Source organism: Burkholderia sp. Bp9004 (genome assembly GCF_003858025.1).
Taxonomy (GTDB): Bacteria; Pseudomonadota; Gammaproteobacteria; order Burkholderiales; family Burkholderiaceae; genus Burkholderia; species Burkholderia diffusa.
This window is the reverse complement of sequence record NZ_QTQD01000025.1, coordinates 60394-73334: the sequence shown is the minus strand read 5'-3', so window position 1 is coordinate 73334 and position 12941 is coordinate 60394. Positions and strand designations below refer to the sequence as shown.

The window sequence follows — 12941 nt, the reverse complement described above, 5'->3', positions numbered from 1 at the left end:
TCGAAGCACAAGAAAAAAGCGCCCTGCGGGGCGCTTTTTTCATGCTCGGGCCATGCGGGTCAATGGCCGCGGAACAGGTTCATGATGTCCTGCTTCTCCTGCTCGTCGACGTGCGGTACGGGTTCGTCGGTGTTCTGCACCGCCGGCGCCTGCGGCACGCCGACCGTCGATACGAAGCCGTGCCCCGGCGTGAACTCGGTGAAGTACAACTCGCTGCCGAGCGCCTGGACGTCGTCCGGCATCGTCGGCTTGAACTCCGGCACGCCCTTCAGCGCCGCGCCCATGTAGTCGATCCAGACCGGCAGCGACAGGCCGCCGCCGGTTTCGCGATCGCCGAGGCTGCGCGGGTTGTCGTAGCCGATCCACGCGATCGCCGCGAGCGTGTGCTGGTAGCCGGCGAACCATGCGTCGTGCGAATCGTTCGTCGTACCGGTCTTGCCGGCGAGGTCGGTGCGCTTCAGCACGTTGGTGCGCGCGCCGGTGCCGCGCTGCGCGACGCTCTGCAGCAGACTGTTCATCACGTACGCGTTGCGCGCGTCGATTGCGCGCGGCGCGTTCTGCTCGGCGATGAGCGGCTGCGCGCGAGCGACGATCGCGCCATTCGGATCGGTCACTTCGGCGATCAGGTACGGATTCACGCGGAAGCCGCCGTTCGCGAACACCGAGTACGCGCCGGCCATCTGCAGCGGCGTCACCTGGCCCGCGCCGAGCGCCATCGGCAGATAGGCCGGATGGCGGTCGGCGTCGAAGCCGAAGCGCGTGATGTATTGCTGCGCGTACTTCGTGCCGATGTGGTTCAGGATCCGGATCGACACGAGGTTGCGCGAGCGCTGCAGCGCAGTGCGCATCGACATCGGGCCTTCGAAGCCGCCGCCGTAGTTTTTCGGCTCCCACGGCTGGCCGCCGGTTTCCGCGGCGCTGAAATACAGCGGGCCGTCGTTGATCACCGTGGCCGGTCCGAGGCCCTTGTCGAGCGACGCCGAGTAGATGAACGGCTTGAACGACGAACCCGGTTGCCGCCACGCCTGCGTGACGTGGTTGAACTTGTTCTTGTTGTAGTCGAAGCCGCCGACGAGCGAGCGGATCGCGCCGTCCTGCGGGACGATCGAAATGAACGCGCCTTCGACCTGCGGCAACTGCGTGATCGCCCACTTGCCTGCGTCGTTCCTCGAGACCCGGACGATCGCGCCCGGACGGATGCGGCGGTTCGGCTGCGCGCTGGCTGACAGCGCGCCCGACGCGAAGCGCAGGTTGTCGCCTTCGATCGTCGCGCTGCTGCCGTCGATGAAGGCGACGGTGATCTGCCGCGGGGTTGCGGCGGTGACGACCGCCGCGACCAGTTCGCCGTTGTCGGGGTGCTCGAGCAGCGCGTCGTCGATCGCCTGCTCGCGGTCATCGGCGCCGGCCGGCAGCTCGATGAAGCCTTCCGGCCCGCGATAGCCGTGGCGGCGCTCGTAATCCATGATGCCCTTGCGCAGCGCCGTGTACGCGACCTGCTGGTCGGCGGAGTCGATCGTCGTGACGACGTTGAAGCCGCGCGTATAGGTTTCCTCGCGGTACTGCGCGTACATCATCTGCCGGACCATTTCCGCGACGTACTCGGCGTGCACGCTGAACTCGCGGCCCGCGCCCTTGACGACGAGCGGCTGCGCGACGGCTTCGTCGTACTGCTCGCGCGTGATGAAGTTCAGCTCGAGCATCCGCTGCAGGATGTATTCCTGGCGCACCTTCGCGCGCTTCGGATTGACGACCGGGTTATACGCGGACGGCGCCTTCGGCAGCCCCGCGAGCATTGCCGCTTCCGCGAGCGTGATGTCCTTCAGGTCCTTGCCGAAGTAGACCCGCGCCGCGCTCGCGAAGCCATACGCACGCTGACCGAGATAGATCTGATTCATGTAGACCTCGAGAATCTGATCCTTCGTCAGCGCGCGCTCGATCCGGTACGCGAGCAGCATCTCGTAGATCTTGCGCGTGTAGGTCTTTTCGCTCGACAGGAAGAAGTTGCGCGCGACCTGCATCGTGATCGTGCTCGCGCCCTGCGACGCATGGCCGTTCGTCAGCGCGACGAAACCGGCCCGGGCGATGCCGGTGAGGTCGACGCCGCCGTGATCGTAGAAGCGCGCGTCCTCGATCGCGAGGATCGCCTTCTTGAGCGAGTCGGGCACGTCCTTGAAATGGACGATGTCGCGGCGTTCCTCGCCGAATTCGCCGATCAGCACGTGATCCGACGTATAGATCCGCAACGGTACCTTCGGACGATAGTCGGTCAGCGCTTCGAGCGACGGCATGTTCGGCCACGCGACGACGAGCGCGTAGCCGAGCACGAGGCCGCCGGCCACGACGAGGGCCACGCACATCGCGGCGACGCCGATCAGGACTTTCAGCCACCAGGATCGCTTCTTCGGCTCGGGCGCGGGAGGCGGGGACGTAGGAGACGTGGATTGCATAGGCATACCGGAAAACAGTCCCGCGATTATAGCTGCCCGGTAAGACGGTCCTGGCGCGGGGGGGGGGCGTCGGCCGGAACGCGGCGGATCGCGGTGCCGCCAGTATGGCGTCCGCGCGGCCGCTTGTGTCACGACTGGCCGTCCGGCCGACTGTCGGGCGCGCGCGGCGCTTTGCAGAATCAGGCATCGGAAACGCGGCGTGGGCCGCAACGATCGCGGGAGGCTGGAATGGCAGGACGATGGGCGGCGCGGTTCGCGCCGGGCAGGCACCGTTCGACGGGCATCGACGTCGGGGCGGACGAGGTGAGGGTGGCCGTGCTGAGCCGGCGCGGCCGGGCTGCGGATGTTCGGGTCGAAGGACTCGAGCGGGAGCCGGTCGGACTGGCAGGTGGGCCGGAGGACGCGCGCTGGGCTGCGGTGGCACGTGCGTTGGCGGCGGCCGTGTCGCGGCTGTCGGCGGCGGGTGTGTGCTGCGACGCACGCGGCGTGATGGCGCTGCGCGATGACGAGATGCAGACCGCGACGCTTGATCTGGCCGGACGCGACGACATCGCGGACGCCGCCCGGCAGGCGGCCGAACGGATCTCGGGGCTGGCACCCGACAACCTCGCGTTCGACTGGCGGCAGGACGACGATGCGTGCCCGGGCGAGATTGCGGTCGCCGTGGCGCCGCAGGCGTTGCTCGAGCGGCGGATCGACGTGGCCGCGCAGGCTGGCATCGATCTGACGGCCGTCGACGGCGAGTCAGCTGCCGCACTGCGCGCGTTGCGCTATGCCGCGCAGTTCGAGCCTGACGCACACGGCCCGTATGCCGCATTCTGGTTTAGCGACACGGGTGTGCGCGGCTGGCGGATTGACGGCGCGATCGCCGCGCCGGTGCTCGCGCTGTCCGGCGACGTGCAGGCGGCGTTGCCTGACGCATTGCGCCAGTGCGTATTCGAGCCGGTGCGCTGCGTGCTCGTGGCCGGCGACGAGCGCTGCATCGGCCGCTGCGGCACGTCGGCCGCCGATATCGGCGATGCGCTCGGGGTGGCCGTGGTGCCGTTCGACTGCTCCGGATGGGACGGGCTGCCGCGCGAGCCCGCCGGCGCGCCGGGCGGTCCGGCGTTTGCCCTCGCGATCGGGCTGGCGCTGCGCGGGGTGTGGGAATGATGGTCGATATGGGGTTCGGGCGGGCTGCCGCCAGCCACGCCGCGCTCGGCGGCTTCAATTTGCTGCCGTACCGTGAGCGGCTGGCGCAGGCGCTGCGGCGGCGCCGCGCCACGCAATGCGGGGCAGCGATCGTGCTCGGCGCACTCGGGGCCTGTGTCTGGACAGGGGCGGCGACAGCATGGCGATGGCGCGTGGATGCCGAGCGCACGCGAGTGGAGGCGCGGTTGCGGCAATTGCAGCCGCAGGTCGATGCCGCACGGCGCACCGCCGGCGCGGCAGCCGATCTCGCGCAACGCGATGCGCGGGCAGTCGTCCTGGCCGGGCCTTACCGGCGCGTTGCCGGACTGCTCGCGACGCTGGCGCTGGTGCGCGACGACACCGTTCGGCTCGACGCATTGCGTACGACATCGTCCGGTGCCGAGCTCGACGCGCGCGCGACGAGTTACCGGACGGCCGCGCGGTGGCTCGCACGGATCGCGGCCGAGCAGCGCGACTGGCGATTCGACATCGGTGCGTTGACACCGGCGTCGGCCACGCCGGGCCCGGGTTCGGCCGCGCCGTTCCGTTTTTCCGTCCAGGTGCGCTGGCACGACGCGCCGCCGCGACAGAAGGCAACGGGAGGCGGAGCATGACGGCCATCGTGCATCGGTCCATGCCTGACGGTGTCGAGTGGTTCGGCCGCATGACGCGGATGTCGCCGGCCGCGTTGCACGCCGTGGGTTGCGCGCTGGCATTCGCGGTCGTGATGGTGGGTGGCATTCATCTGATGAGTGCCGTCGATGGAAGCGGACTCGCACGCAGTCGCGCGTTACTGGCAACGGCGCAGATACGGGCCGCCGACGCACAACGGCTGCTCGCGGCCGCCGCGCCGCGGCGCGATATGGGCACGCTTGCCGGTCGCGCCGCCAACTCGCCGCCTGCGCCAGGGTGGCCCGCGCTGATGCTGGAGCTGGCTGACCTGGTCCGAGGAAGCGGACTGCGGGTTGTGTCGATCGAACCGCGGCGCACTGACGATGCAGCGCCGGATGGCCGGCGTACGGTACGGATTGTCGCGGACGGCGGTTTTCCGGCACTGCTGCGCCTGATGAGCGCGTTGGCGAGTTTCCCCGCGCTGGTGGTGCCGTCGGGGCTGCATATCGAGAGGAAACCGCCCGCGTCGCGGGTGGACATGACGATCGACGTGTTTCCGGCGCTGTCGGGGGCCCGCGTTCCGGACGGCGCGGAGGCGGTGCTTGCCGGTGCGCCGAGCGACGATCCATTCGGCGACGCCGGTTCGCCGACGGTAGCCGACGATACGACGCCGCGCCTGGCCGGCACCATTCGCGACGGACGCACCGGGCTTGCGCTGTTCGACGCCGGCGATGGCGCATTCGCGACCGTCGCGCCGGGCGAGGCGTTCGGGGTGTCGCGTGTGGTGAGCGTCGGTGCCGGTGCCGTGACGGTCGCGACGGCCGATGGCGCACGCCGGTTCGTCGTGGACGACGGAGACCGCTCATGACGAAGTACGGATGGTGCGTGATCGCATTCTGGGCTGGATCGAGCGTGGCCACCGTGGATGCGGCGCTACCGCCTTTGCCGCCGGCCGGCTGGCCGATCGGATCGATACGGGCGTACGCCGAGGAGACGCCGCTGCCGCAGGGCGCGCCTGATGGCGCGGACGGCGTGGGCGGTGACGCGCCCGCGCACGATGGTCCGCAGCCGTTCGACCAAGCGGCGCGCGCGGTACTTCGGGCGGACACTGCGGCACCGGTGCCCCAGCTGGAAGGGCCGCCGATTCCATTGCCTCCGCCGATGCGCATGAGCGACGCCGCGGCGCGGCACCCCGGCGATGCGGACGACGCGCGTCGAATCTCGCTGAATCTGCAGGGCGCCGGGCTCGCGGCCGCATTCGACGCGCTCGCGCGATTCACCGGGCTGAACATCATCGTCGGCGAGCAGGTGCGCGGTACCGTGACATTACGTCTGAACAATGTCCGCTGGCGCGATGCGTTCGATACGTTGCTCGACACGCACGGGCTGGCGATGTCCCGGCGCGGCAACGTGATCTGGGTCACTCCGGCGGCCGAACTCGCCGCGCGGGAGCGCGAGCGCTTCGAAACGCACGCACGTGCGGCCGAGCTGGAGCCGCTCGCGAGCCGAACCTTCGCGCTGCATTACCCACGTGCGCAGGACGTGCAGCGGTTGCTGGCGGGGGCGACCGGCCAGCGCCTGCTGTCGAAACGCGGCGCCGCGGCGGCCGATCCGCGCATGAACTTGTTGTTCGTCACCGACCTGGCGCCGCGCATCGAGCAGATCGCGGGCCTGATCGACGCGATCGACCGGCCGTCGCGGCAGGTCCGGATCGAGGCGCGCATCGTCGAGGGCGAACAGGGGTTCTCGCGCAATCTCGGGGCTCGCGTCGCGCTGCGCGCCCAAGGGCGGGCCCCCGTAGCCGAGGGGGCGGCGCCCGCGACGGACACGCGCAACGCGCTCGACCTGGCCGCGCGACCGCTCGGCGGCTTCGAGGCGGCGACGGCCGGCTTCACGTTGTTCGCAGCGCCGCTCAGCCGCGTGCTCGACGTCGAATTGAGCGCGCTCGAGGCGCAGGGCCGGGGCCAGATCGTTTCCAGCCCGCGCGTGGTGACGGCCGATCGCGTGAAGGCGATCGTCGAACAGGGCTCGGAGCTGCCCTACCAGGCGAAAGTCGGCAACGGCGTGAGCGGCGTGCAGTTCCGCCGAGCGACGCTGAAGCTCGAGGTCGAGCCGCAGATCACGCCCGACGGGCGCGTCGTGCTCGACCTGGACGTGACGAAGGACAGCATCGGCGAGCCGACGGCCGCCGGCCCGGCGATTCATACGAAGCACGTCCAGACGCGTGTCGAGGTCGAGGACGGCGGAACGGTCGCCATCGGCGGGATTTACGAGCAGTTGAACCGGGACGATGTGACGCGGGTGCCGCTCTTGGGCAAAATACCGGTTCTGGGCGCGCTTTTCCGGCACCGTGCGCGGCGCGACCAGCGTAACGAATTGGTCGTCTTCATCACGCCGACGGTCGTCGGCGCGCGTTGCGAAACGGCCGGCGCGGGCGACGCGGATGCGGGAAAAGCGGGGCCGGAAGCCGGCGGTGCAGGCTCGACAAGGCAGCCGCTTTGCCAGTAAGCTGCGCCACACACCAGCAAGATTCAAGCAGAGGAAGCCGTTGCAAGCGCGGGACCCACACGCAAACGTATTTTTCGTCGGCCTTATGGGAGCGGGTAAGACCACCGTGGGCCGTGCGGTCGCGCGCCGGCTCGACAGGACGTTCTTCGACTCCGACCACGAAATCGAGGCCCGCACGGGTGCGCGCATTCCGGTGATCTTCGAGATGGAGGGCGAGGCCGGGTTTCGCGACCGCGAATCGCAGGTGATCGCCGATCTGACGCAGCGCGAGAACATCGTGCTCGCGACGGGCGGCGGCGCGGTGCTGCGCCCTGAAAATCGCGATTGCCTGAAAGGCAGCGGCATCGTCATCTATTTGCGCGCCAATCCGCACGATCTGTGGCTGCGCACGCGCAAGGACAAGAACCGCCCGCTGTTGCAGACCGACGATCCGAAGGCGCGTCTCGAAGCGCTCTACGAAGTACGCGACCCGCTTTACCGCGAATGCGCGGACTTCATCATCGAGACCGGCCGTCCGTCGGTCAACGGCCTCGTCAACATGGTGCTGATGCAACTCGAACTGGCAGGCGTCGTCGCCAAGCCGCTACAAGCATGATTACCGTCAACGTCGATCTGGGCGACCGCGCCTACCCGATTCACATTGGTGCCGGCCTGATCGGCCGCACCGAGCTGTTCGCTCCTCACATCACCGGTTCGTCGATCACGATCGTCACGAACACGACGGTCGATCCGCTCTACGGCGATGCGCTGCGCGCGGCGCTCGCGCCGCTCGGCAAGCGCGTCTCGACGGTCGTGCTGCCGGACGGCGAGGCCTACAAGAACTGGGAAACGCTGAACCTGATCTTCGACGGCCTGCTGACCGAGCGCGCCGACCGCAAGACGACACTCGTCGCACTCGGCGGCGGCGTGATCGGCGACATGACCGGTTTCGCCGCCGCGTGCTACATGCGCGGCGTGCCGTTCATCCAGGTGCCGACGACGCTGCTGTCGCAGGTCGATTCGTCGGTCGGCGGCAAGACGGGCATCAACCACCCGCTCGGCAAGAACATGATCGGCGCGTTCTACCAGCCGCAGGCCGTGATCGCCGATATCGGCGCGCTGACCACGCTGCCCGATCGCGAACTGGCGGCCGGCGTGGCCGAGGTCATCAAGACGGGCGCGATCGCCGATGCGGCATTCTTCGACTGGATCGAGGCGAACGTCGATGCGCTTAACCGCCGCGAGCCGGCCGCCCTCGCGCATGCGGTGAAGCGCTCGTGCGAGATCAAGGCGAGCGTGGTCGCGGCCGATGAACGCGAAGGCGGGCTGCGCGCGATCCTGAATTTCGGCCATACGTTCGGCCATGCGATCGAGGCCGGGCTCGGCTACGGCGAGTGGCTGCACGGCGAAGCGGTCGGCTGCGGGATGGTGATGGCGGGCGACCTGTCGGTGCGGCTCGGCCTCCTCGACGAAGCGTCGCGGCAGCGGCTCGATGCGGTGATCGCCGCCGCGCACCTGCCGGTCCGCGGGCCGGCACTCGGCGATGCGCGCTACATGGAGCTGATGCGCGTCGACAAAAAAGCCGAAGCCGGCGCGATCAAGTTCATCCTGCTGAAGCGATTCGGCGATACGCTGATCACCCAGGCGCCCGACGAAGTCGTGTTCGCCACCCTGGCGCAGACGACCCGGTAACGGCGCCCCGGATGCCCCGGCGCCCCTGACATGGAGGAGACGTGAGCGAGACATCCAGCAGCAAACCGTCCAAAGCCGGCCGCGCATCCGTCGCGGCGCCGGCCGAGCCGCCGACGCTGGCGGCGCTGGAAGCCCATCTCGCTCCGTATGCCGCCCACGCGTCGCAGTCGCGCGGCCGCCGCCATCAGGAAACACCGCCGGCGGCGCGAACCGAATTCCAGCGCGACCGCGACCGTATCGTTCATTCGACCGCGTTCCGCCGGCTCGAATACAAGACGCAGGTCTTCGTCAACCACGAAGGCGACCTCTTCCGCACCCGTCTCACGCACAGCCTCGAAGTCGCGCAGATCGCGCGTTCGGTCGCGCGCAACCTGCGGCTCAACGAGGATCTCGTCGAAGCGATCTCGCTCGCGCACGATCTCGGTCACACGCCGTTCGGCCACGCCGGGCAGGACGCGCTGAACGCGTGCATGCGCGAGCACGGCGGCTTCGAGCACAACCTGCAGAGCCTGGCCGTGGTCGATGAACTCGAGGAGCATTACGGCGCGTTCAACGGCCTGAACCTGTGCTTCGAGACGCGCGAAGGCATCCTCAAGCACTGCTCGCGCGAGAATGCGCGCAAGCTCGGCGCGCTCGGCGAGCGCTTCCTGCAAGGGCGCCAGCCGTCGCTGGAAGCGCAGCTCGCGAACATCGCGGACGAAATCGCGTACAACAACCACGACGTCGACGACGGCCTGCGCTCCGGCCTGATCACGATCGAGCAGCTCGCCGAAGTCGAGCTGTGGCAGCGCCACTACGACGCCGCGCTCACCGAATTCCCGCATCTGGAAGGCCGCCGCCTCGTCCACGAGACGGTGCGCCGCATCATCAACACGCTGATCGTCGACCTGATCGACGAGACCACGCGCAATCTCGCGCGTGTCGCGCCCGCGTCGCTCGACGACGTGCGCGCCGCGCCGCAGCTCGTCGCGCACAGCGAGGCGATCGCCGCGCAGGCGGCGGCCCTCAAGCGCTTCCTGTTCAAGAACCTGTATCGCCACTACAAGGTGATGCGCATGGCGAACAAGGCGCAGCGCGTCGTCACCGGGCTGTTCGACGCGTTCATCGACGATCCGCGCCTGCTGCCGCCGCCGTACCAGTCGGACGACGAAGCGCAGCAGCCGCGCCTCGTCGCGCACTACATCGCCGGCATGACCGACCGCTTCGCGCTGAAGGAATATCAGCGCCTGTTCGTCATCAACGACAACTGACTGTCACAAACGATCACTAGACTTCGCCGGTTCAATGGCGACGGGAATGTTGCACACGCTGTTGGTAACGTTTTCATAGGAGAGAGGTCGATGAAGAAGAAGCCTGCGGGGACCGTGGTTCGCTCGATCGCGCTGGGCGGCGCGCTCATGTTCGGTATGCAGCATGCGGCGTTCGCCGTGACGGAGATCCAGTTCTGGCATGCGATGGAGTCGGCGCTCGGCGAGCGCGTGAACGAGCTCGCCGCGCAGTTCAATGCATCGCAGGGCGACTACAAGATCGTGCCGGTCTTCAAGGGCACCTACGATCAGGCGCTCGCGGCGGGCATCGCCGCCTATCGCAGCGGCAACGCGCCGGCGATCCTCCAGGTCTATGAAGTCGGCACCGCGACGATGATGCAGGCGAAGAAGGCCGTCGTGCCCGTCTACGACGTGTTCAAGCAGGCCGGCGTGCCGCTCGACGAAAAGGCGTTCGTGCCGACCATCGCGAGCTACTACAGCGACGCGAAGACGGGCCATCTCGTGTCGATGCCGTTCAACAGCTCGACGCCGGTGCTGTACTACAACAAGGATGCGTTCAAGAAGGCCGGGCTCGATCCGAACCAGCCGCCGAAGACGTGGGCCGACGTGCAGGCCGACGCGGAGAAGCTGCGCAAGTCCGGGATGGCGTGTGGCTTCACGACCGGCTGGCAAGGCTGGATCCAGCTCGAAAACTACAGCGCGTGGCATGCGCTGCCGTTCGCGAGCCGCAACAACGGCTTCGACGGCACCGACGCGGCGCTCGAATTCAACAAGCCGCAGCAGATCGCGCACATCTCGTTCCTGCAGCAGATGCAGAAGGACGGCACGTTCACGTATGCGGGCCGCAAGGACGAAGCGTCCGCGAAGTTCTACAGCGGCGACTGCGGGATCCTGACGACGTCGTCGGGCGCGCTCGCGAACGTGCAGAAGTTCGCGAAGTTCAGCTACGGCACCGGCATGATGCCGTACGACGCGAACGTGAAGGGTGCGCCGCAGAACGCGATCATCGGCGGCGCGAGCCTGTGGGTGCTGGCCGGCAAGGATCCGGCGACCTACAAGGGCGTCGCGAAATTCCTCGCGTTCCTGGCCTCGCCGCCGATCGCCGCCAAGTGGCACCAGGAAACGGGCTACCTGCCGGTCACGACGGCTGCGTACGACCTCACGCGCCAGCAGGGCTTCTATGCGAAGAACCCGAGCGCGGAAACCGCGATCAAGCAGATGATGAACAAGCCGCCGCTGCCTTACACGAAGGGACTGCGCCTCGGCAACATGCCGCAGATCCGCACGGTCGTCGACGAGGAACTGGAGCAGGTCTGGGCGCAGAAGAAGTCGCCGAAGGACGCGCTCGACTCGGCGGCCTCGCGCGGCGACGAACTGCTGCGCCGCTTCGAGAAGTCGGGCGGCTGATCCCGCATCGCGTGCGTGTCGCCGGTCGCCGCGTCGCATATGCGACGCGCGCGGCCGGCGGCGCGGTTCCTTTCCCGTTTCGCCTGACCGGATGCCCGCGATGCAATCCCGTTCCCGTTTCGGCGCGAGCCTGCTGCCGTACCTGCTGATCGCGCCGCAACTCGCGATCACCGCCGTATTCTTTCTGTGGCCGGCCGGCGTCGCGCTGTGGCAGTCCACGCAGATGCAGGACGCGTTCGGCACGTCGAGCGAATTCGTCGGCTTCGCGAACTTCGCGCGCCTGTTCGCCGATCCGCTGTACCTCGACTCGTTCCGCACGACGCTGGTGTTCAGCTCGCTCGTCACTGTCAGCGGGCTCGTCGTGTCGCTGTTGCTCGCCGCCTGCGCCGACCGCGTGATCCGCGGCGCGCGCGTGTACCGCACGCTGCTGATCTGGCCGTACGCGGTCGCGCCGACGATCGCGGCCGTGCTGTGGGCGTTCCTGTTCAACCCGAGCATCGGGCTTGTCACCTATGCGCTCGCGAAGGGCGGCATCGTGTGGAATCACGCGCTGAACGGCGGCCAGGCGATGTTCCTCGTCGTGCTCGCGTCGGTGTGGAAGCAGGTGAGCTACAACTTCCTGTTCTTCTACGCGGGGTTGCAGGCGATCCCGCGCTCGCTGATCGAGGCGGCGGCGATCGACGGTGCCGGGCCGGTGCGGCGCTTCTTCCACATCGTGCTGCCGCTGCTGTCGCCCACGAGCTTCTTCCTGCTGGTTGTGAACCTCGTCTATGCGTTCTTCGACACGTTCCCGGTGATCGACGCGGCCACCGCGGGCGGCCCCGCGCAAAGCACCAAGACGCTGATCTACAAGATCTTCACGGAGGGCTTCCAGGGCCTCGACATCGGCAGCTCGGGCGCGCAGTCGGTCGTGCTGATGATCATCGTCGTCGGCCTGACGGTGATCCAGTTCCGTTTCGTCGAACGCAGGGTGCAATACGCATGATCGAAAATCGCAAGGGCTTCGACCTGTTCTGCCACGCGGTGCTGATCGCGGGCGTCGTGCTGATCGTGTTCCCGGTGTACGTCGCGTTCTGCGCGGCGACCATGAACGCGCAGGAAGTGTTCACGATCCCGCTGTCGCTGGTGCCGAGCACGCACCTGCTGGAGAACATCGCCTACATCTGGGGGCACGGCAGCGGCGGCACGACGGCGCCGTTCGGCCGGCTGCTCGTCAACAGCTTCGTGATGGCGCTCGGCATCGCGGTCGGCAAGATCGCGGTGTCGATCCTGTCCGCGTATGCGATCGTCTATTTCCGCTTCCCCTTCCGCAACACGGCGTTCTGGCTGATCTTCATCACGCTGATGCTGCCGGTCGAGGTGCGGATATTCCCGACCGTGCAGGTCGTGTCGACGCTGAACCTGACGAACACCTACGCCGGGCTCTCGCTGCCGCTGATCGCATCGGCGACCGCGACGTTCCTGTTCCGCCAGTTTTTCATGACGCTGCCCGACGAACTGATGGACGCCGCGCGCATCGACGGTGCGGGGCCGCTGCGCTTTTTCCGGGACGTCGTGCTGCCGCTGTCGAAGACGAGCATCGCGGCGCTGTTCGTGATCACGTTCATCTACGGCTGGAACCAGTATCTGTGGCCGATCCTGATCACGACCGAGGCGTCGCTGTCGACGGCGGTGGTGGGCATCAAGACGATGATCGCGAGCGGTGACGCCGCGACCGAATGGCAATACGTAATGGCGGCGACGCTGCTGGCGATGATTCCGCCGCTCGTCGTCGTGCTGGCGATGCAGCGCTGGTTCGTGCGCGGCCTCGTCGATTCCGAGAAATGAACCACGGACGGCAACCGGGAGAAGGACCAAG

The 12941-nt window shown here is 68.0% G+C and carries 11 protein-coding genes; 10 read left to right on the top strand and 1 reads right to left on the bottom strand.

Going from position 1 to position 12941, the window contains the following annotated elements; translation table 11 throughout:
* Nucleotides 1-59: 59 nt before the first annotated feature.
* On the bottom strand, nt 60-2447 hold the full coding sequence (locus DIE08_RS24570) for a penicillin-binding protein 1A (RefSeq protein ID WP_108064679.1): 2388 nt from the start codon (nt 2445-2447) through the stop codon (nt 60-62).
* Nucleotides 2448-2675: 228 nt separating this feature from the next.
* On the opposite strand from DIE08_RS24570, the gene DIE08_RS24565 reads away from it, so the two are divergent.
* The 10 genes from DIE08_RS24565 (at nt 2676) to ugpE (ending at nt 12910) form a co-directional block, all read left to right on the top strand.
* The gene (locus DIE08_RS24565) at nt 2676-3599 is read left to right on the top strand and encodes a competence protein ComA (protein WP_124904041.1); all 924 of its coding nucleotides are present in this window, start codon (nt 2676-2678) and stop codon (nt 3597-3599) included.
* A complete protein-coding gene (locus DIE08_RS24560) occupies nt 3596-4231 on the top strand; it encodes a fimbrial protein (protein WP_185715890.1) in 636 nt (211 codons plus the stop codon). The genes DIE08_RS24565 and DIE08_RS24560 overlap by 4 nt, the downstream gene beginning before the upstream one ends.
* The gene (locus DIE08_RS24555; RefSeq protein ID WP_124904039.1) at nt 4228-5097 is read left to right on the top strand and encodes a pilus assembly protein; all 870 of its coding nucleotides are present in this window, start codon (nt 4228-4230) and stop codon (nt 5095-5097) included. Before DIE08_RS24560 ends, DIE08_RS24555 begins: the two co-directional genes overlap by 4 nt.
* Nucleotides 5094-6737, top strand: coding sequence for a type IV pilus secretin PilQ (locus tag DIE08_RS24550; RefSeq protein WP_124904037.1), 1644 nt, complete (start codon nt 5094-5096; stop codon nt 6735-6737). The genes DIE08_RS24555 and DIE08_RS24550 overlap by 4 nt, the downstream gene beginning before the upstream one ends.
* A 40-nt stretch (nt 6738-6777) precedes the next feature.
* Complete coding sequence (locus tag DIE08_RS24545) at nt 6778-7332, top strand: shikimate kinase (RefSeq protein WP_082728862.1); 555 nt, start codon at nt 6778-6780, stop codon at nt 7330-7332.
* Complete coding sequence (gene aroB, locus DIE08_RS24540; RefSeq protein ID WP_124904035.1) at nt 7329-8408, top strand: 3-dehydroquinate synthase; 1080 nt, start codon at nt 7329-7331, stop codon at nt 8406-8408. Before DIE08_RS24545 ends, aroB begins: the two co-directional genes overlap by 4 nt.
* A gap of 41 nt (nt 8409-8449) precedes the next feature.
* Entirely contained in the window at nt 8450-9658 is a 1209-nt protein-coding gene (locus DIE08_RS24535) for a deoxyguanosinetriphosphate triphosphohydrolase (RefSeq protein ID WP_059599792.1), read from the top strand.
* 90 nt (nt 9659-9748) lie between these two features.
* Nucleotides 9749-11083 carry a sn-glycerol-3-phosphate ABC transporter substrate-binding protein UgpB gene (gene ugpB / locus DIE08_RS24530; RefSeq protein WP_124904033.1) on the top strand — a complete coding sequence of 445 codons (1335 nt, stop codon included), beginning with the start codon at nt 9749-9751 and terminating at the stop codon, nt 11081-11083.
* Between the two features lie 100 nt (nt 11084-11183).
* Nucleotides 11184-12068, top strand: coding sequence for a sn-glycerol-3-phosphate ABC transporter permease UgpA (gene ugpA / locus DIE08_RS24525; RefSeq protein ID WP_124628056.1), 885 nt, complete (start codon nt 11184-11186; stop codon nt 12066-12068).
* A complete protein-coding gene (ugpE, locus tag DIE08_RS24520; RefSeq protein ID WP_059599794.1) occupies nt 12065-12910 on the top strand; it encodes a sn-glycerol-3-phosphate ABC transporter permease UgpE in 846 nt (281 codons plus the stop codon). The genes ugpA and ugpE overlap by 4 nt, the downstream gene beginning before the upstream one ends.
* The last annotated feature ends 31 nt before the right edge of the window (nt 12911-12941 follow it).